The organism is Algoriphagus sp. Y33, assembly GCF_014838715.1.
Classification (GTDB): domain Bacteria; phylum Bacteroidota; class Bacteroidia; order Cytophagales; family Cyclobacteriaceae; genus Algoriphagus.
Genome location: NZ_CP061947.1, coordinates 2,178,202 through 2,196,633 on the forward strand (window position 1 = coordinate 2,178,202; position 18,432 = coordinate 2,196,633).

Consider the following 18,432-nt stretch of genomic DNA (forward strand, 5'->3'; position numbering starts at 1 on the left):
CATTCGTAAATCCCCATTATAGACTTTCTATTCAACAAGAGACTGCTTCAGGTTCGTACCTCACCATTCGCAGTGACGTAAAAACTCCCACAATTCCCTTTCTACCCAAGAAATCCTATTTTTGCATCCCATGCTTCAAGATTTCGATCCCCTTTCCTTTGACCTCCCGGTAGCGGAGATAATTCCTCAAGTTAAATCCCGGCTTTCCAAAGCCAATTCTTTGATTATCCAGGCTCCTCCGGGTGCCGGAAAAAGCACCTTGCTTCCCCTCACGCTGCTGGATCAACCCTGGCTGGCGGGCAAGAAGATCATTATGCTGGAGCCTAGGAGATTGGCAACCAAGACCATTGCGCAGCGAATGGCGTCTATGACGGATACCAAGTTGGGTGATCTGATCGGCTATAGAATCCGCTTTGAATCGGCTATTTCTAAGAACACAAGACTGGAAGTGATCACAGAAGGGATTTTGACGCGCATGCTTCACTCAGACAATGCGCTGGAAGACGTGGGATTGGTGATTTTTGATGAATTTCATGAGCGAAATCTTCATTCTGAAGTTGCGCTGGCTCTATGCCGTGAAGTGCAGCAAGTGCTAAGACCTGACCTGCGGATCCTGCTTATGTCTGCCACGATAGATGCCGGAGTGCTTTCTGGTTTGCTTAAATCAACCTTGATCGAAAGCAAAGGCCGGCAGTATCCAGTGGAAGTGAATTACATGAACGAGGTGGATGAATATGCCATAGGAGAAGATGCAGCGAGGCAGATTATTCCATTGACCAAGGTTCATACCGGTGATTTTCTGGTTTTCCTTCCCGGACAGGGAGAGATTCGGAAAGCACAGGAAATTATGAGAAAGGCATTACCGGACGATCTGGTTCTGCCTCTCTATGGACAGCTCTCACCAGGAGATCAGAATAGAGCGATCATGCCGCATCCTTCGGGGAAAAGAAAGATTGTGCTTTCCACTGATATAGCGGAAACATCCCTGACCATCGAAGGAGTGACCGTGGTGGTGGATTCAGGCTTCGCCAAATCATCCAAGTTCGATCCCAGATCAGGGCTCTCAAGACTAGTGTTGCATAGAATCAGCAAGGACTCTGCGGATCAGCGTAGTGGTAGAGCGGGAAGATTGACCGCAGGTCATAGCTATAGACTGTGGACTAAAGCCATTCAAAACCAACTCAATGAATACCGTACGCCGGAACTGATGGAAGCTGATCTCACAGGACTGGTACTGGATATGAAGGCCTGGGGCAAGCAGGATATCCGCTCCATGACTTGGCTTACTCCTCCTCCGGCAGGAACCTTGGCTTTGGCAGAAAAGACTTTGGAATCCATAGAGGCTATCGTGGATGGAGAACTGACGCCGCATGGAAAAGAGGTACACCAGTTACCTACGCATCCGCGCATCGCGCATATGCTAATAAATGCAGCAGAAATTGATCAACTGGGTTTGGCAACCGATATAGCAGCCATTTTGGATGAACGTGATCCATTGGGTCCTGATGCCGGTGTGGATTTGAACTTGAGGATTGAAGCACTGCGGAGATATAGAAAGCACGATGTGAGCATTCCCCGAATCAAGAAAATCGAAAAGATAGCCGCATCCTACCGCAGGATGTTTTCCATTCAGGCTGATAAGAGTCCGGTTGATCCCTGGCAGACAGGGCTGCTCCTAGCCTATGCATATCCCGAACGGATCGCAGCTGCAAGACCCGGAAATAATGCCCAGTTCCAATTGGCCAACGGAAAAATAGCTCAGATTGGTCACAAAGATGATCTCGCCCACGAATCATGGCTGGCCGTGGCTCATGTGGATGCCCGGGATGGAATGGGAAAAATATGGATGGCAGCTCCGATAAATCCAAAGGATTTGGCTCCCATGCTGAAGACTAAAGAGGTATTGAAATGGGATAGAAAAAAAGGTGGGCTTCAGGCCCATTCTGAGATTAGGATTGGATCCATTATCCTTGGTACCAGGCCTTTGGCAAAGTATCAGCCGGGAGATGTGACGGAAGCGATTTTGGAAGCCATACGTGAGGAAGGTGAATATTTGCTTGATTTCAATGAGGAGGTGGAGCAGTTGATTTTGCGGGTAGAATCACTAAAAAGATGGAATCCAGATCAGAACTGGCCTGAATGGTCGATCGCCACACTTTGTGAGAAACCTGAAATGTGGATAGCTCCATACTTGGAAGGAATCCAAAAGAATGATGATTTAAAAAAATTGAACATCAGTCATATTCTTTTGCACTCACTTGATTTTGAGCAACAAAAGGAATTGGAAAGACTTGCTCCTCAGTACATAGAAGTTCCTTCTGGAAGCAAGATCAAACTTGAGTATAGAAAAGAGGACATTCCGCTGCTTGCCGTAAGATTGCAGGAGTTGTTTGGTTTGCTGGAAACACTCACTGTGAATAATGGAAGTGTAAATGTACTGATTGAGCTGCTTTCTCCCGGGTACAAACCCGTGCAGCTTACGCAGGATCTGAAAAGCTTCTGGAAGAATGGTTATTTCGAAGTAAAGAAAGAGCTGAAAAGACGCTATCCCAAGCACGAATGGCCAGAAGATCCTATCGGTGCAGAAGCTGTTAGAGGAGTTAAGAGGAAGTTTTGAAGCCTTTGATTTTGTATGTTATTCTTCGGCAAATAATTGTCGGATCTCTTTCAGAATTGGCTCTACTTCCAATTTTTTCAATTCCAAGCTTCCTTCATCCTCTGGATTGTGCAGGTAGTGGTTCCAGTGCTTCTCAGCTTTGCGAAGCGTACGGGGTGTCATATCAAATTCCACCTCATCTAAATACATCTTGGCAAGGGTTTGTGCTTTGAAATTACCGAAGAGAAATACCCTGAAAATATCCACAAAACGCAGACTCAAGTCAAACTCCTCCAAAATCTGAACAAATGCTCCTTGGTGAGCTCTGTTCTTCTTGTCATTGATCGCATCAAAAATGGCATCAAGGGATTCTTCATTGAAGGTAGACTGAGAAAGTGCTCTACAGGCCAAGTAGCCGACCTCCCAGTTATCTCCTTTTACCAGCTCAATTACGGTATCTCTTCCAGCTTCATCCAGAATTTTGCCCAGTTTATCCGCAAAATAAAAAGCTTCTTTTTCACTTGGGTCAGACATTCGCTTGATCAAGCCTTGGATTTCATCCTCCATGATTTTTCGGTTTATTTGTGCAAATATAATTGAAAAGCCTCCCCCGCTATGATTTCCGGCAACGCAAAGTTAATTACTCCAGAAAAGTACCAGTTGATATTGGATATATCTGACAAGATGCAGCTGCAGGGAGCATTTGATAAAGCCAAGCATCAGTGGGTAATTTCTGATTCAGATTCCTGGCTTGCCAAGGTTTCTCTTCCCTGGAATACTACACCAAGTGCCTTAGGGTTACTTTCTGTAAAAGATGATTTCCATTTGGGATTGGTAATGATCCGGGCAGGAATCGCTGTAGCGGGCTATTTTCATAATGGAGTTATGCTGGATCATAAAGTTTTCCGGGCTTATATGGTAAGGCAAAAACAGGGAAAAAGTCAGATCAAATACCTTAAAACCAAAGGAAAATCCAGAGCCGGTTCCAGATTGAGGCTTGGAGAATCCGAACAGTTTTTTGTGGAGATCAATGAGCGTCTTCAGCAGTATGATGAGAATTTTCCTGTTACCACCTGGGGAATCAGCTGTGGCAAAACGCTCTGGCCCTATTTCTTCGGAAGCGACACTCCTCCCCCATTTTCCAAAAATGCCGATAACCTGATCAGTATTCCTTTTCATGTGCAGCAGCCTGATTTCCAAACCCTACAATCAATCCATAGGAAGTTGAACGGGATTCATTTGACGATTTCTGAAAGTGGACTGGCGGTCTTTGGCTCTATGAAGGCTGATGCTTCGGAGCGTGTTGATGAGGAGGAAGATTGGTGAGATTGATAAAATTCAATGATCAAGGCTGAGTATCTCCCGCAAGGGCGCAAAGGCGCAACTAATGCTATCTTCTATCCGGTTCAAGTCTCCTGACTTGGACCTATTTTAATGCAGTCTCTGACTGCGGTTAAACCACAAAGCCAAGACTGTACGCAATTACATCTGGAAACAAGCACAATTAATGCATAAAGTGGAGACCACTATGTTTTCTATGTGACTATGCGGCAAACATAATTTTAATCTGCAATTGTATCTCCCGCAAGGGTACAGAGGCGCAACTTATGCTATCCGGTTGAATGCAGCCTACCTGCTACGGTTAAAACTGATAGCTTTTCTACTTGTGAGGATTTGCTTTCTAGTTTACCTTTGGCTCTAGAAGTTATCACTCACCTATTTTACTAGATATTCATTTTCTTACGATGTCCAAGAAATTTAATTGGCTGGCATTACTTGCATTATTGATTGTAATTCAAGCCAACGCACAAAACACCCTACATCCTACTTCCTCCCAATACGAATACCCTACGGATCCAAAAGTCATAGAAAAACTTGAAAAATGGAGAGACCAGAAATTTGGTATACTGATTCATTGGGGCATCTATGCAGTCCCCGGAATTATCGAGTCTTGGAGCATTGTAAACGAGGACTGGATTACTAGAAATGATACCACCCAAAGCTACGAAGAATATAAGAAGTGGTATTGGGGACTGAAGGAGCAGTTTAATCCCACAGGTTTTGATCCGGCTCAATGGGCCGATGCCGCATCCAAAGCGGGAATGAAATACGTGGTCTTTACTACCAAACACCACGATGGATTCAATATGTTTGACACCCAATTCACTGATTATAAGATTTCTGACGGTCCTTTCAAAAGCAATCCAAAATCCGATGTTGCGAAGCATGTATTTGATGCATTCCGGGACAAAGATATGATGATCGGAGCCTATTACTCCAAGCCGGATTGGCATTCCCAATACTATTGGTGGGACTACCGTGCTACTCCTGACCGCAATGTGAATTATGATATCCGTAAGTATCCTTGGAGATGGAATCAATACGTACAATTCACCCACAATCAACTCAATGAGATCACGACTAATTACGGAGCTGTAGATATCCTTTGGCTAGACGGCGGTTGGGTAAGACCCCTCTCCACAGTAAATGAGGAAGTGATAAGCTGGGGAGCTCCTATCCCTGATTTTGATCAGGAAATCAATATGCCCAAAGTGGCTGAGATGGTAAGAAAAAACCAGGAAGGGATTCTGATTGTAGACCGCACGGTGCATGGGCCTTTCGAAAATTATCGAACTCCGGAGCAAGGAATTCCTGCTACCATGTCTCCAGATCCTTGGGAAAGCTGCATCACGCTGGGTGGAGCATGGGGCTATGTGCCCAATGACGAATTCAAACCTTCCCGTAAAGTCATTCACCAACTGATTGAAATCGTGGCAAAAGGTGGAAACCTTTTACTTGGTGTAGGTCCCACTGCCGATGGACTTTTCCTTCCTGAACAGGTTTCCAGATTGGAGGAAATCGGTCAATGGCTGGAAATTAACGGCAAGGGGATTTACGGTACCCGGGCATTAGAAACTTTCCAAGACGGCAAACTATATTTTACCCAAGGGAAAACAGGAGAAATGTACGCGTTATTACCATTAGAAGATGGTGATAAACTAGAGGACAGCATCACTTGGACTCTGAATCCTCCTAAGAAAGGCAGTAAAATCATCATTCTCGGCGAAAACAAATCGCTTCAGTGGAAAACAGTGGAAGGAAAAACGGTAGTAACTCTTCCAAAGAATACCCGGGAGAAGCATTCCACTTCTCCTGCGGTAGTGTTGAGCTATTTGGTTGAATAAAATGTTCTCGGCCATTATCTTGAATATTCTGAATAAGCTCTCCTCATTAGTTCGCAAGCACTGGATAATATTTTATTTGGAGCTTGCGTTCTTCTTACCACAAAAAAGAATAATTTCAGGCAAAAGACAGATCTTTGTATTTCTTTACCGTAAATAGCTTTTAATACATCCTTAATTACATTTACCAGCGCTTCAACCCGACTTTGAGGATCCTAATTTTCATCTCTATTTTTTCATTGATTTCAGCTGTCGCTGCACTGGCAGGTACTCCTGAAGAGGAGCTGAACAGCCACTTGACGGAGTATGCCCAGTTTGCTTCTACAAATCCCGAAAAAGCCTGGTTTCATGCCAAAAAAATGCTTGAATTGAGCAAGGAATACGAATTGCCTGTCTTCACTGCAAAAGCACACTATGCCATAGGTAACCTCTATTTCAAACAAGGGAATTATGACTCCACTGTGGTTAATCTTAAAACAGCCATTCAATTGCTGGATAATGCCAATGTTGAAAATGGCAAACCCGTTGCTTTTAGTTTGATGGGCTTGGCTTATAAGTATAAGGGTGATCTGACCAACTCTATGCATTTCCTTCAGAAAAGCTTGGAATGGGCACAAAAACTTAAAGAAGAGAATCAGGAAGCCAATGCCTATCAAAATATTGCATTGATATATTTCCAGCAAAAAAAATACCTGGATGCTGCCAACAACTTGGATCTAGCAGTCCAAATTTACCATAAATTGGATGATTATTCCGGTATTATGTCGACCAGATTCAATTTTGCCAATATTCTCAAAGAACAGGGTGAGTTTGAGAAGGCAAGAAATTTTTATGGGGAAGCTTTAACTTATTATACGCAAACTGAAAACCTGACAAAGCAAGCCCATATCGAAATGAATCTGGGACAAATGCTGGTGGAAGAAGGAAAGTACAATGAGGCATTTAACCTATTGCTGGAGACTAGGGAGAAATTAACCAGACTGAATTACACTGCTGATCTGGCCATCGTACTCAACGATTTGGGGCTATGTGCAAGGGCTATGGGAAGAAATGAAATCGCTTTGGAGTATTTTCGGCAAGCACTCTCCAAAACCAGTGATGACCTTTACTTCAAAGCTGATCTTCTTCAAAATATTTCCAACCTGTATTTGAAAATGAAGGACTATGAATCGGCCTTGGCTTACTATAGACAGAGCGTGGAAAGTAAAGAAGCCTATACTTCATTGGAAAAAGAAAAGCACCTTGCGGAAATCCAGGCACAGTATGAAGATCAATTGAAAGAAAGCAAGATTTTGCTGTTAGAGCAGGAGAAATCCCTTCAAGAAGCCGAAATTCAGAAATCGGCACTTTCATTGAAAAGGCAGAGAGTCATTAGAAATTTTATGATTTCGGGCTTTATCCTTATAATAATCGGACTTTTGGTACTCAGATATTTTTACAGACAAAAGATAGTTGCCCAGCAAAGGTTAGCAGAGCAACAAGAAGAGAATGCACGTAGAAAGACTTCTGAAATAATCAAAGACTTCAGACTGAAAGCTATAGAGCGTTATCAGGAAGGGCAGCAAGAAGAAAGAAAAAGGATCGCACGGGAGATTCACGATGGCATTGGCAGTGACTTGGCAGGTATTAAAATGGCAGTGGAACATCACCTCGGACGGACACCGGAAGATACACGAACGCAGAGAATTTTGCTTGGTTTGCAAGATGCCTGCAAGGCAGTGAGGTCTATTTCCCATCAATTGCACCCTCCGCCATTTGCCCAAACAGACTTCTGTGCGTATTTATCGGATTTTGTGGATGGGATAACTGAAAATGTAGAAATTGAAGTCGATAAAATTTTCTATCCCACGGAAGAAATAGACAAACTTCCCGATGAATTGCTCGCTGAGGTGTATAGAATAGTGCAGGAATTACTCAATAACAGCATCAAGCACGCTCAAGCTTCAGTGTTAGAACTCCAGCTTAGTCTACATGAAGCTTATCTGAATATAATGGTAAGTGATAATGGGATAGGAATGCCTCAAAAAGCCGCACTAAAAGGCATAGGAATGAGAAATATAAGTGAAAGAGTAGAGATGCTGAAAGGTAAACTTGAAATAGACAGTTCGCCGGGAAATGGCGCATCAATTAGTATAGACCTACCGGTGACTAGTTAACTATCTATCCCTGAGAAAATGAAAGAATCTTATAATATCATTATTGCCGACGATCATGTGATGTTCTTGGATGGACTGCACAATATCCTCACCGAAATCCCACAAATCAACACTATCCACCTAGCTACTGACGGCTTGCAAGTGCTGCGGATATTGTCTCATTTTCACAACATAGATCTGGTAATCAGCGATATCAATATGCCCAAAATGAATGGACTGGAACTCCTGTCAAAAGTAAAGGAATCCCATCCGGAAATTAAATTCTTCTTGCTCAGCATGCTTGATGACATCAGAACAATCAACAATGCCATAAGAAAGCAGGCAGATGGTTACCTACTGAAATTTGCCGATAAGGAAGAGCTAAAAGCAGGGATCGCTGAAGTCTTGTTGGGGCAGCAATACTTCTCTCCTGCTGTAAAAACAAAGTACATGGAGGGCGTATTCAACAACAAAGCCAACCAAGAAGTAAAGTTGTCCAAGAGGGAAAAAGAAATTCTGAAACTGCTGGCTGATGAATTGACTTCCAATGAAGTGGCAGAGAAGCTATTTATTTCTATCAATACCGTGGAAACCCACAGGAAAAACATTCTGCTCAAAACAGGCTCAAAGACAACAATCGGAGCCGTTAAATTTGCCATAGAGAATGGCTATTTTGATTGAGGTCCTAGTTTGTGACACCTTCTATCCTCAGGGAAGCCGCTCTTAGCCTTAAAACCCTTCGGGGGTTTTAAATAAGTCTGATGGATATATTCAAATTGGGGCTATCCCTTCAACCCGGGTTATGCATTAGGTTTCGTTATGAAGACATTAGTTGCAAGAAAATCAGGCTGTTTGGAGATTCAGTCCGCCGCGGCGGATATGGTGAAATCGAAAATAGCAATGTAATGGCTGATTTTGAAGCAATTAATGGCTGTAACAACTTGTGCGCCGTGGCGTAGAATTGCTAATGCGTATTTCGGGTTCAGGGGATCAACCCTCGATGGGTTTCTCACTTCAGTATTGATAAAGGCGATTTCCCTACTTCTATCCTGAACTCCACCAAATCGCCTCACGGAATACCATGAGATTTGGAATTCACGGGACTCGGTTAGGACAGGAATTATAGTTTAAGATAATTTTGATCGTATAATCTTAATCAATAATCTATGGGACTTCAGGAAAAAAAAGCCGCTCAAAGCATCAAAGACGAATATCTTGGTGCGTATCAAAAAGAACTTAATGAGATTGTGGGTAAAGAATTACCTATTGAAATCAATTGGGATTCATTTAATCTCAATGCAATCAAATTTATCCCAAGTGTTTGTTTACAGAGAACAGTAGATGCATTCAAAGGCCTTTGTGCTGACTCTTTTGGAAAAGAAGCTGCACAGGAAAGCATCAACTCTATCACTGTCGATAATATTCCGGAGGAAGGTGCTGACACTCAGAAAAGTTTGCTTCTGGAAGAGGGAGTTTTCAAGATCAAAGCTAGCTATGGTGGTCACTACAGTGGTTTCTTCACAGATGACACAATCAAAGAGTATTTAGAAAACGCCTTGTAGATAAAAACGCAACTATCCCCAGTGAAACCAGTCCTTTCCTTTTCTTAGTTTTAGGGGTAAGAAGACAAAAGACAGGAGTAAACTTGGTGATAGTTGCATTTTATACTTCGCCAATTAGTCGTGGTCTTTTGGATCTAATCTCCTGTAAAAAAAGGTTGCGCATACTAATCGAGGCATACTGAAAAACTGAAATTTACAAAAATCTAACTTTTTATCATTCTGAAATTCTAAATCTAACACCCAAGAAACCTCGAATGCCTTGGTTTGGAGCATACACATAAGTAGGATCAAAAGTAAGTGCATTGGGATTATCAGGGGTAGGAACCACCGAGCCATCAGGGGCAACAATGACGTTTTTGTCAAAAGGATCAAAAGCTCTTGCGATACTGTTTGCAGGAGGAGTAAAGTCCAATAAGTTTTTGACTCCTCCATAGATCTCCCATTTTTCCCCCAGAGACTTGGTCAGCTGTATATTTTGAATACTATACCAAGACGAATAACCAGGACGATCATCCAACGCTCCCAATAGTGGTAAACGCATCGGACTGTAGACATTCCCTGTGTAATCCACCGAAAGTCCGAGACGGAAAAACTCATAACCTACTGACCAAACACCGGAAAAACGCTCAGTAAGCAATTGTCGTGTCTTAATCCCCTCCTCCTCTATATTTACATCCATCAGCGTAGCGCCCCCTGTTAGATTGAAGCCATTCGCCCATATCGCATTGACATTCAATGAAATACCTTTAGAAACCGCCGAACCATCCAGATTGGCGTAAATTATCTGATTTGGGTTTGACTCGTAGTCAGGAATAATACGGTTTGTGAAATAAGTGTAGAATGCAGAGCCATCCAACCCAATAAAAGTCCCCTTATCAGTATAGATTTTCTTCACCAGATTGGCGTTTACATTCCAGCTTTGTTCAGGCTTCAACTCCTCCGTAAATATCACTTCCCTTGCACCGGTCAATGCTGCATGATCCTCGGTAAACACATTGGCTACCCGAAAACCATTTCCGGCAGAAAGCCTGAATACCATGCTTTTGTCAGAAGAGGAAAGTTTGTAATTCATGCGTGGGGAAAAAATCGATCCATGAATGGAATTGTAATCGTAACGGACTCCCAACAGTAAACTTTGATTGGCAGTCAGCTTAATTTCATCCTGCAGAAAAGCTCCCGGTAGATGAATGACAGAAGGCGCATTTTCGTCTGAACCTGACTTAGCAGTAGCGACCGTATTATCATCATAATAAGTATATCGATAAGCCATCCCAAGTAACAACCCATGCTTTTGAGCCGTTTTGGCCCAAGTCAATTGCCCGAAGCCTATGTATTGATCGGCGTTGTAGACTGTTGTTCCATACACTGAGTTTTGGCTATGTCCATTCGCGGAAAATTGGAAGTTTATAGCCTCGGCAGTTGGTAGCTCCCATGTTCCAAAAGCCTCCCATCTACTGGTATAAATACTCTCTCCATACACTTCATCTCCTCCCCGATCCGCACTGGTCCAGTTCATTTCCCCTCCCCAACGATCTTCATAGACATACCTTCCCGCAACAGTAAATAGTCTGTTTTCCGGTCTCATAACATTGATTTTCTGGAAAAACGAGATTCGCTTCGAAAGTGTCACATCTGTAAAGCCATCGCTATTATTGTCAATAGGATTGTCATAATAAAAAGCATTCACACCGGTAAGCGATTGAATAGTTGATCCCCAATTTGAACGTAAGCCCAGATCCAGATTCATTTCTCCCCAACCTGTCGCCAAGATGTCCGTCGACACCAAGGGTGCAGATTCCGGCTTTTTTGTGATTACGTTGATCAACCCTCCCACAGCCTCTGAACCATATAGTGTAGATGCAGGTCCTTTTACCACTTCCACTCTGTCGATTAATGATTGAGGAATCCCCGTCAAACCATAAACCGTCGCCAATCCACTCACAATTGGCATTCCGTCTATCAAAACCATGGTGTATGGGCCTTCTAAGCCATTGATGTGAATATCACCCGTGTTGCATACATTGCAGTTGATCTGCGGACGAACACCGTTCACATTTTGGAGGGATTCAAAAATCGAAGGAGTGGGATTTGCCCTAAAGAAATTGGCACTATACACTTCTACGGGTACAGGACTATCCAGTTTTGAGACTTCCTGCATTGTTCCGCTGACTACGACCTCATCCAATCCTCCGTCCATCTCCTGAAGCTCAAAAACCAAAGTTGACATGTTCTCACTTGGAATTTTCACCACTTTCTGTGCAGTTTGAAAGCCCACCATGGATGCCTGAACAGTGTAAGTACCAGTTTCGGAAATAGCTATTGAAAAGCCTCCATCCCTATCTGTGACAGCTCCTTTGGACAAGCCCTTGACATAGACATTGGCAAATTCAACAGGTTCTCCCTTCGAAATAACTTTCCCTTTCAGAAGCATATTCTGGCTGAAAAGACTGTTAGTAATTATGAAATAAAGGAGTAAAAAAGTAAAAATCTGTCTCATGCTTTCCGGGCTGTTTTTAAATTAGATAGCACAAATCTACATTGTTAGATCATTCTAACAAAATTGTTTTCAATAATATTTTACCATATTTGAATACTAAAGCAATAGGATATGGCATCTCAGACTGAAGAAAATTACCTCAAATCACTTTTCAACCTGGCAAATGACAAGAATGAGATCAACATCTCGGAGCTTGCAAACCAGATGCAAGTCAGTATGCCCACTGTAAATAGCATGGTAAAAACACTTCAGAAAAATGAATGGGTGGTCTATGAAAAGTATAAACCTGTGGCACTTACCCCCAAAGGCAAAAAAGAAGCTGCGCTGATCATCCGAAAGCATAGACTAACGGAGATGTTTTTGGTCAATAAAATGGGGTTTGGATGGGAAGAGGTACATGAAATAGCAGAACAGGTGGAACATATCCACGCTCCAAAATTCTTTGAGCGAATGGATGAAATGATGGGTTTTCCGACCATTGACCCCCATGGTTCCCCTATTCCAGACAAGCTAGGAAGAATACAAGAAATTAATTACCTCAGTTTATCTGATTGTAAGGCTGGTCAAACTGTTATACTCGCTGCGCTTACGAATTCATCTACTGAATTTTTGGAATTTCTCAATGGACGAAACCTCAGTTTAGGCACTGAGCTTAAAATTCTATCCAAAGAAGTATATGACCAAAGTATTGTTGTGTGCTATTTAGACCACAACAGTGAAACTTTGTCAGAAAAGGTCTGTGAGAAGTTGTTGGTGAAGGTGGTGGAGTAATTGCTATATTAACCAAGAACCAATTTTTGAAACATGATCATAGACGTACATACCCACATCAATAATTACCATGAAGAGCGGGTGGTTTCACTGGAAGATTGTCTGAATAAGCTGACCGAAACCATGGAGGAAAATCAGGTAGACTACTCTTTGGTCCTCACATCGTACAAAGTCAACGAACACAGACCAAGCACCCAAAAGGTGGTTGAGGCTATTGCAAATAGGAATAATCTGGGTGTGGTCGCTGGTATAAGTTACCTAAATTACAACCACCATGACTTACAGGAAATTGCTGAATACCTAGAATCAGGTCTTATCAAAGGCTTGAAACTCTACCCTGGCTATGAGCCGTTTTACCCAAATGATATGCGTATGAAGGTAGTCTATGACATGGCAATAGAATATGATGTACCGGTGATGTTTCATTCCGGAGATACCTATTCACCCACAGGACGGGTAAAATATTCCCACCCTCTTCATCACGATGATCTTGCGGTAGATTATCCTGAGTTGAAAATCGTGATTTGTCATGTAGGCAATCCATGGATCAAAGACTGCATGGAAGTCACTTATAAAAACCAGAATGTACACGCCGATTTTTCCGGATTAGTGCTTGGTGATTTTTCAGAGAAATTTGAGAAGTGGATGAAACATGAGCTGGAGCAAATGATCACCTATGCAGGAAATCCAAAATATTTGCTTTATGGAACTGATTGGCCCATTTCTTCGATGAAATCCTATTTGAATTTTATGAAAAACCTGGATTTGCCTGATGATAAAAAAGAAATGATCCTTTGGAAAAACGCCGCCGAATTGTTCAAAATAGACGTGGATAATCTCAAATAGCAGGACTGACTATCGATTATAGGGATACTCATTGATCCAATGAAAACCTCTTTGCACTAGCGGATATTCTGATGTCAGCTTTCTAGCGCCATTTACCTTGGTGATTTTATTCCCTATCCTCAATTCAAGTTCATACTCTTTTTCAGAAAGTTCTTTGATGGATAGTTCATTGGGTTCCTCTTGGTTTCCGGAATTTTTTAGGCTGATTTTTCCTTCCGGATTGATTTCCTGAATAGATAGAAACTCCCTTTCCCCATCTTTTCTCAGAAGTACTAAGTAGTTGTCTTCCACCATAACCCGATCCCAAGTTCTGGATTCATCCGCTTCGAATCCGCTGTAAATCCCCTCCCACTCATTATCAAAGGTGCGAAACTTTTGACCTTGATAATGACCAAACATCCTACTAACCGGGATCACTCCTACAAAATAAATATTGATCAGTAACTAAAGTATTTTGAATTTCCGTTGAGTAAATAACGGTTTGAATTCTCCAAGCGCGGCAGTTTTATGAAGAATTAGGAAGTCGAAAAGTGACCTCAAACTTGGCAATAAAACCAAAATTGACAGGACAAGGAGATGGGATGAAAAAAGCTTAACGGGTACATCAAATGAGAAATTGACCAGAACTATATTAGTACAGACAGCAATAGAAACCAGTGCTCCTAAGATGGCTGTGCGGCGAAAAAGCAATAAGAACCCTGCTATGATTTCGGATAAGCCCATGAAAATTTTGTAGGAATCAGAATAACCTAAAAACCTCCAAGCCAGCCCCATTGGCGACATTTCTCCATACATCACTTCCATAGAGTAAAGGCTAGGGCCTGGAAATTGCCCTACTAAAAACTTGGCCACTCCATAAGAAATAAGTGTCAGTCCTACAAAATATCGCGCATATACCAAAGACCAATTATAGAACCCACCAGCATTGCGGTTTATCTTCTTTATGAAAATCACAAGCAAGCCAATGAAAAATGAAATGCTCAACATAGCTGGAATCATGACGTAGTCGAAGGTCGTATCCCCACTTCCAGTCAATTCTATTTTCTCCAAATTCTCAATACCCAGAATAGATTTTCCAAAAAACAGAATGAAGCCGGTTTTTAGCTGAAGAATATATTTACTGAACAATTCATGGGTAAAAGGTATATGACTCAATGGAAACGGAAATCCATAGATAAAAATGTAGATACCCACCCAGATCATTAAAAAGCTCTTTATAATCGTGTTTTCCTTCATAGTTAGCCAGATTAGCTTGTTAAACTAAGAGAAATTAAAAAAATAAGAAAAAAGAATTTTTGACCTTAACCAAAATTAAGAGTCCTATTTCCAGCAGTTGTCAAAGGAAAGGTTAAATCCAGATCATCACAATCAAAAAGGAACATCAGGGTATATAATCAGAAAAACCACCTGCCAATAAATTCAGCAGGTGGTTTTAAATTAGAATGAAATCTTGATTAACGAACTTCTTTCTTATAATCCGTCACCAAATGTTCGATGAAAAACTCCATCATTCTATCTCGATTTAAAGCTGTGTGGCCTCCATCCGGGGCAATCTGCACTTCTATGCTTTTGCCGGCGTCCTGAAATGCTTTGATTAGCATTAGCGAGTTGGATGGATGTACGTTATTATCCGCAGTACCGAAGAAAATCAATAATTCTCCCTCAAGCTGATCAGCCTTATTCATTAAGCTGAATCTATTATAACCTTCCTCGTTAGTATCCAGCGTACTCATAAAGCGCTCGGTGTAGATATTGTCATACAATCTCCAGTCTGTCACCGATGAGTTGGCAACCGCTGCATGAACCAACTCCGGGAATCTAAGCAGCATGGAAGCCGCGGTAGTTCCACCGTAAGAAGTCCCGTAAACACCCACTCTATCCTTGTCGAAATATGGACGGTCATGAAGTGATTTAATGCCTTCGGCAAAATCATCCATTTCTACCAAGCCCAAATTCCCATATAACTGATCAAGCAATTTCTTGCCACGTCCTCTAACATTTCTACCGTCAATATTCAACACCAAGAAGCCATATTCTGTCAATGGATCAGGCAATGTAAATGACTCTCTGAAAGCGTTAGTCGCCGGTCCGCCGTAGTTACTTAGAATTACAGGATATTTCTTAGCTGGATCAAAATCAGAAGGGAAATGAATCATTCCGTGCAATTCAGTCACTCCATCTCTTGATGTGAAAGTAAATACTTCCACTTTTTTCAATCCCAGTTCTTTAAACTTACTCATGTCACTTTTTGCCAACTCGGAAACTACCTTGCCTTTGGCGTCCACCAAATTGGTGAACGGAGCTATATCATGAGTCTGTGCAATATCCACAAAGTATTTCCCGTCAGGAGAGATTGTCACTGTGTGATTGTAAGTCGGATCTGTCAACCTGGTATCTTTTGATCCATCAAGCTGTACTCGATGAAGCTGCATAAGCATATGGTTATCGCCGCTGCGAGCCATATAATATAGCATTTTAGCATCCTCATCTACCTTGACGATATTGGATACTTCGAAAGGATGAGTGGTAATTGGATTCACCAATGTTCCATCAAAATTATACAGGTAATAATTATTGAAACCAGATCTTTCCGAGGCCCAGATAAAGTGTTTGCCGTCAGCTAAAACTTCAATCTCCGGAGAGTTCTCCACAAAACTTGGAAGCCACTCTTCTCTGATTACAGTTCTGCTTTTTCCTGTCTCAGGATTAGCAGCGCGTAATTCCAGTATATTCTGCCGTCTATTGGTACTGTGGTAAAGCAATTCCTTGCCATCGGGAGTCCAGGAAATGTCATAAATATAAGTTCCCAAATCTCCATCACTGTAAGGCTTGCCATCCCTGATATCCAGCTCAGTCACCTTTTTAGTAGCTAGATCATAGACCATCAGATCCACAGGAAGATTAGGCTCACCTACTTTGGGATAGGCTTCGATCTCAAGAGAATCATACAAACTCAGTTGATTCAAAAGCACATAGTATTTTTTTACATCCTTTTCCACAAATCTGTAAAAAGCGATCTTACTTCCATCAGGAGACCACCACATTGCGGTATTTTGTCCCAATTCCTCACCATAAACCCAAGTCGCAATACCGTATTTTATCTGATTTTCTTCGTTGCCATCTGAAGTGATGGCGATTACATTGCTGCCATCAGCATCACTGAGGTACATGTTTCTATCTTTGGTGAATGCTTTGAATTTCCCATCCGGAGACTCAGCGGAATCAAATTGACGGCCACGGGCAGGGCGGTTCCAGATTCTCCTTTCTGGCTTAGGCGCATCTCCAACTTCAGTTACCTTTTTGGTCTTTACTGAGAAAGACAGAAGTTTACCATCTTCTACATATTCGAAGGATTTGCCATCTTCTGTCCAGGTTACATTTAGGCTGCCTGGTTTTACTGAAAATCTAATTTGAGGGGTTATTTTTTGGTATTGCTCATAACCGGGCATGCTTTTCAGCTTATCCTGAGCTTGAGAAACAGAAATGGCGGCTAGTGCTACCGCCATAGTAAGGAAGAACTTATTCTTCATATCATATTCGGGTTAAGTTTATTCGTGTTGCGATGATACTATTTTTAGCTGTAAAAAACAGGCATAAATACACGATAGGCTGCTCACACTCAATATTATTTACTTTTTATTGAAGTAATAATCATATAAAATCCAGTTCGAACAAAGCTAATTTTGTAACCATATCACAGTTTCCAGTATCCAAGAGACAATCAACAAACTCCCCACATGAAGTCCTTTAACCCACTAAGCAAACTGCTGATTGTTACCTTTTGCCTCTTTTCACAAATCCCTCAACTCGTCTATTCCCAAGCATTGGATGCTAAGATAGATTCTTTGCTCGAAACTGCTTTTTCTCCTGAAGGTCCAGGAGCTGTTTTCTTGGTGGCCAAAGCCGGAAAACCTATTTATAGAAAAGCGTTTGGAAAGGCTAACTTGGAGCTAAATGTTCCAATGGCTCCCGGTAACGTCTTCGAAATTGGCTCCATGACCAAGCAATTTACAGCTGTATCTATCTTGATGCTGGTAGACCAAGGAAAACTCCGACTTAACGATGAAATCACGAATTTTATTCCCGACTACCCTACCCGTGGCAAAAGCATTACAGTTCATCACCTGCTGACACATACCTCAGGCATCAAAAGCTTCACAAGTATGAAGGCTCTGCGTACTATTGAAAGGGGAGATTTGACCCCACCAGAATTGATTGATTTCTTCAATAATGAACCTATGGACTTTGATCCCGGAGAAGAGTTCAAATACAACAACTCAGGCTATGTCATTTTAGGGCATATCATAGAAATACTGTCAGGGCAGTCTTATGCTGAATTTGTAAAAGAACACATTTTCACCAAGCTCGAAATGAACTCTTCCCAATATGCCAGCCATTCCCAAGTTATTGAAAACCGCGCATATGGCTACCACCGCAAGGATAAATATGTAAACAAGAACTACGTCAGTTTGAGTTTGCCGTATGCATCAGGATCGCTGATGTCCACTGTAGATGATATGCTCAAATGGAATGAAGCAATCAAAAACAACACATTGGTCAAAGAAGCAACCAAGAACAAAGCATTTGAAAATTATACCTTAAAAAATGGCGAAAAGATCAACTACGGTTATGGCTGGCATATTACCACTTTGAATGATGCTGTAAGTTTTGAGCATGGGGGCAGCATTTTTGGGTTTAAATCCATGGGGGTGTACTTGCCTGAAGAAGATATTTATGTAGTCGGATTAAGTAATTGTGATTGTAACTCGCCCACTGAATTGGCAAGAGATATTGCGGAGTTAGCTATGGGAAATTGAAAGTTTTAGTCCATCTGCGGTAATTG

At 41.9% G+C, this 18,432-nt stretch carries 14 protein-coding genes; 9 read left to right on the forward strand and 5 right to left on the reverse strand.

What is annotated here, in order from left to right; genetic code table 11:
• Positions 1–130 precede the first annotated feature (130 nt).
• A complete protein-coding gene (gene hrpB / locus ID165_RS08850) occupies positions 131–2,617 on the forward strand; it encodes an ATP-dependent helicase HrpB (RefSeq protein ID WP_192349988.1) in 2,487 nt (828 codons plus the stop codon).
• An 18-nt stretch (positions 2,618–2,635) separates the two neighbouring features.
• On the opposite strand, the gene ID165_RS08855 is transcribed toward hrpB, so the two are convergent.
• Positions 2,636–3,163 carry a HEAT repeat domain-containing protein gene (locus tag ID165_RS08855; RefSeq protein ID WP_192349989.1) on the reverse strand — a complete coding sequence of 176 codons (528 nt, stop codon included), beginning with the start codon at positions 3,161–3,163 and terminating at the stop codon, positions 2,636–2,638.
• Between the two features lie 48 nt (positions 3,164–3,211).
• Here ID165_RS08855 and ID165_RS08860 point away from each other — a divergent pair, with 48 nt between their 5' ends.
• The 5 genes from ID165_RS08860 (at position 3,212) to ID165_RS08880 (ending at position 9,475) form a co-directional block, all read left to right on the forward strand.
• Positions 3,212–3,922 carry a hypothetical protein gene (locus ID165_RS08860; protein ID WP_225587047.1) on the forward strand — a complete coding sequence of 237 codons (711 nt, stop codon included), beginning with the start codon at positions 3,212–3,214 and terminating at the stop codon, positions 3,920–3,922.
• A 419-nt stretch (positions 3,923–4,341) separates the two neighbouring features.
• A complete protein-coding gene (locus tag ID165_RS08865; protein ID WP_192349990.1) occupies positions 4,342–5,781 on the forward strand; it encodes an alpha-L-fucosidase in 1,440 nt (479 codons plus the stop codon).
• A gap of 203 nt (positions 5,782–5,984) precedes the next feature.
• Positions 5,985–7,934, forward strand: coding sequence for a tetratricopeptide repeat protein (locus ID165_RS08870; protein ID WP_192349991.1), 1,950 nt, complete (start codon positions 5,985–5,987; stop codon positions 7,932–7,934).
• 18 nt (positions 7,935–7,952) lie between these two features.
• The gene (locus ID165_RS08875; protein WP_192349992.1) at positions 7,953–8,594 is read left to right on the forward strand and encodes a response regulator transcription factor; all 642 of its coding nucleotides are present in this window, start codon (positions 7,953–7,955) and stop codon (positions 8,592–8,594) included.
• A 485-nt stretch (positions 8,595–9,079) separates the two neighbouring features.
• Positions 9,080–9,475 carry a hypothetical protein gene (locus tag ID165_RS08880; protein WP_192349993.1) on the forward strand — a complete coding sequence of 132 codons (396 nt, stop codon included), beginning with the start codon at positions 9,080–9,082 and terminating at the stop codon, positions 9,473–9,475.
• A gap of 214 nt (positions 9,476–9,689) precedes the next feature.
• Here the strand turns inward: ID165_RS08880 and ID165_RS08885 are convergent, their stop codons facing one another.
• On the reverse strand, positions 9,690–11,972 hold the full coding sequence (locus ID165_RS08885) for a TonB-dependent receptor (RefSeq protein ID WP_192349994.1): 2,283 nt from the start codon (positions 11,970–11,972) through the stop codon (positions 9,690–9,692).
• Between the two features lie 111 nt (positions 11,973–12,083).
• On the opposite strand from ID165_RS08885, the gene ID165_RS08890 reads away from it, so the two are divergent.
• Positions 12,084–12,743 carry a metal-dependent transcriptional regulator gene (locus tag ID165_RS08890; protein ID WP_192349995.1) on the forward strand — a complete coding sequence of 220 codons (660 nt, stop codon included), beginning with the start codon at positions 12,084–12,086 and terminating at the stop codon, positions 12,741–12,743.
• A 33-nt stretch (positions 12,744–12,776) separates the two neighbouring features.
• The gene (locus tag ID165_RS08895) at positions 12,777–13,589 is read left to right on the forward strand and encodes an amidohydrolase family protein (protein WP_192349996.1); all 813 of its coding nucleotides are present in this window, start codon (positions 12,777–12,779) and stop codon (positions 13,587–13,589) included.
• A 9-nt stretch (positions 13,590–13,598) separates the two neighbouring features.
• Here ID165_RS08895 and ID165_RS08900 read toward each other — a convergent pair whose 3' ends face one another.
• From ID165_RS08900 to ID165_RS08910, 3 genes are all read right to left on the reverse strand, one after another.
• Entirely contained in the window at positions 13,599–14,006 is a 408-nt protein-coding gene (locus ID165_RS08900) for a hypothetical protein (protein ID WP_192349997.1), read from the reverse strand.
• A 27-nt stretch (positions 14,007–14,033) separates the two neighbouring features.
• Positions 14,034–14,825, reverse strand: a complete 792-nt coding sequence (locus ID165_RS08905; RefSeq protein ID WP_192349998.1) for a hypothetical protein — start codon at positions 14,823–14,825, stop codon at positions 14,034–14,036.
• Between the two features lie 218 nt (positions 14,826–15,043).
• Positions 15,044–17,119, reverse strand: a complete 2,076-nt coding sequence (locus ID165_RS08910; RefSeq protein ID WP_192349999.1) for an alpha/beta fold hydrolase — start codon at positions 17,117–17,119, stop codon at positions 15,044–15,046.
• A 207-nt stretch (positions 17,120–17,326) separates the two neighbouring features.
• Between ID165_RS08910 and ID165_RS08915 the strand changes: the two genes are divergently transcribed.
• Positions 17,327–18,406 carry a serine hydrolase gene (locus tag ID165_RS08915; RefSeq protein ID WP_192350000.1) on the forward strand — a complete coding sequence of 360 codons (1,080 nt, stop codon included), beginning with the start codon at positions 17,327–17,329 and terminating at the stop codon, positions 18,404–18,406.
• Positions 18,407–18,432: the final 26 nt, after the last annotated feature.

Coding starts and splice junctions, on each gene's coding strand:
- hrpB (WP_192349988.1), top strand. CDS start 131: ATGCTTCAAGATTTCGATCCCCTTTCCTTTGACCTCCCGGTAGCGGAG.
- ID165_RS08855 (WP_192349989.1), bottom strand. CDS start 3,163: ATGGAGGATGAAATCCAAGGCTTGATCAAGCGAATGTCTGACCCAAGT.
- ID165_RS08860 (WP_225587047.1), top strand. CDS start 3,212: ATGATTTCCGGCAACGCAAAGTTAATTACTCCAGAAAAGTACCAGTTG.
- ID165_RS08865 (WP_192349990.1), top strand. CDS start 4,342: ATGTCCAAGAAATTTAATTGGCTGGCATTACTTGCATTATTGATTGTA.
- ID165_RS08875 (WP_192349992.1), top strand. CDS start 7,953: ATGAAAGAATCTTATAATATCATTATTGCCGACGATCATGTGATGTTC.
- ID165_RS08880 (WP_192349993.1), top strand. CDS start 9,080: ATGGGACTTCAGGAAAAAAAAGCCGCTCAAAGCATCAAAGACGAATAT.
- ID165_RS08885 (WP_192349994.1), bottom strand. CDS start 11,972: ATGAGACAGATTTTTACTTTTTTACTCCTTTATTTCATAATTACTAAC.
- ID165_RS08890 (WP_192349995.1), top strand. CDS start 12,084: ATGGCATCTCAGACTGAAGAAAATTACCTCAAATCACTTTTCAACCTG.
- ID165_RS08895 (WP_192349996.1), top strand. CDS start 12,777: ATGATCATAGACGTACATACCCACATCAATAATTACCATGAAGAGCGG.
- ID165_RS08905 (WP_192349998.1), bottom strand. CDS start 14,825: ATGAAGGAAAACACGATTATAAAGAGCTTTTTAATGATCTGGGTGGGT.
- ID165_RS08910 (WP_192349999.1), bottom strand. CDS start 17,119: ATGAAGAATAAGTTCTTCCTTACTATGGCGGTAGCACTAGCCGCCATT.
- ID165_RS08915 (WP_192350000.1), top strand. CDS start 17,327: ATGAAGTCCTTTAACCCACTAAGCAAACTGCTGATTGTTACCTTTTGC.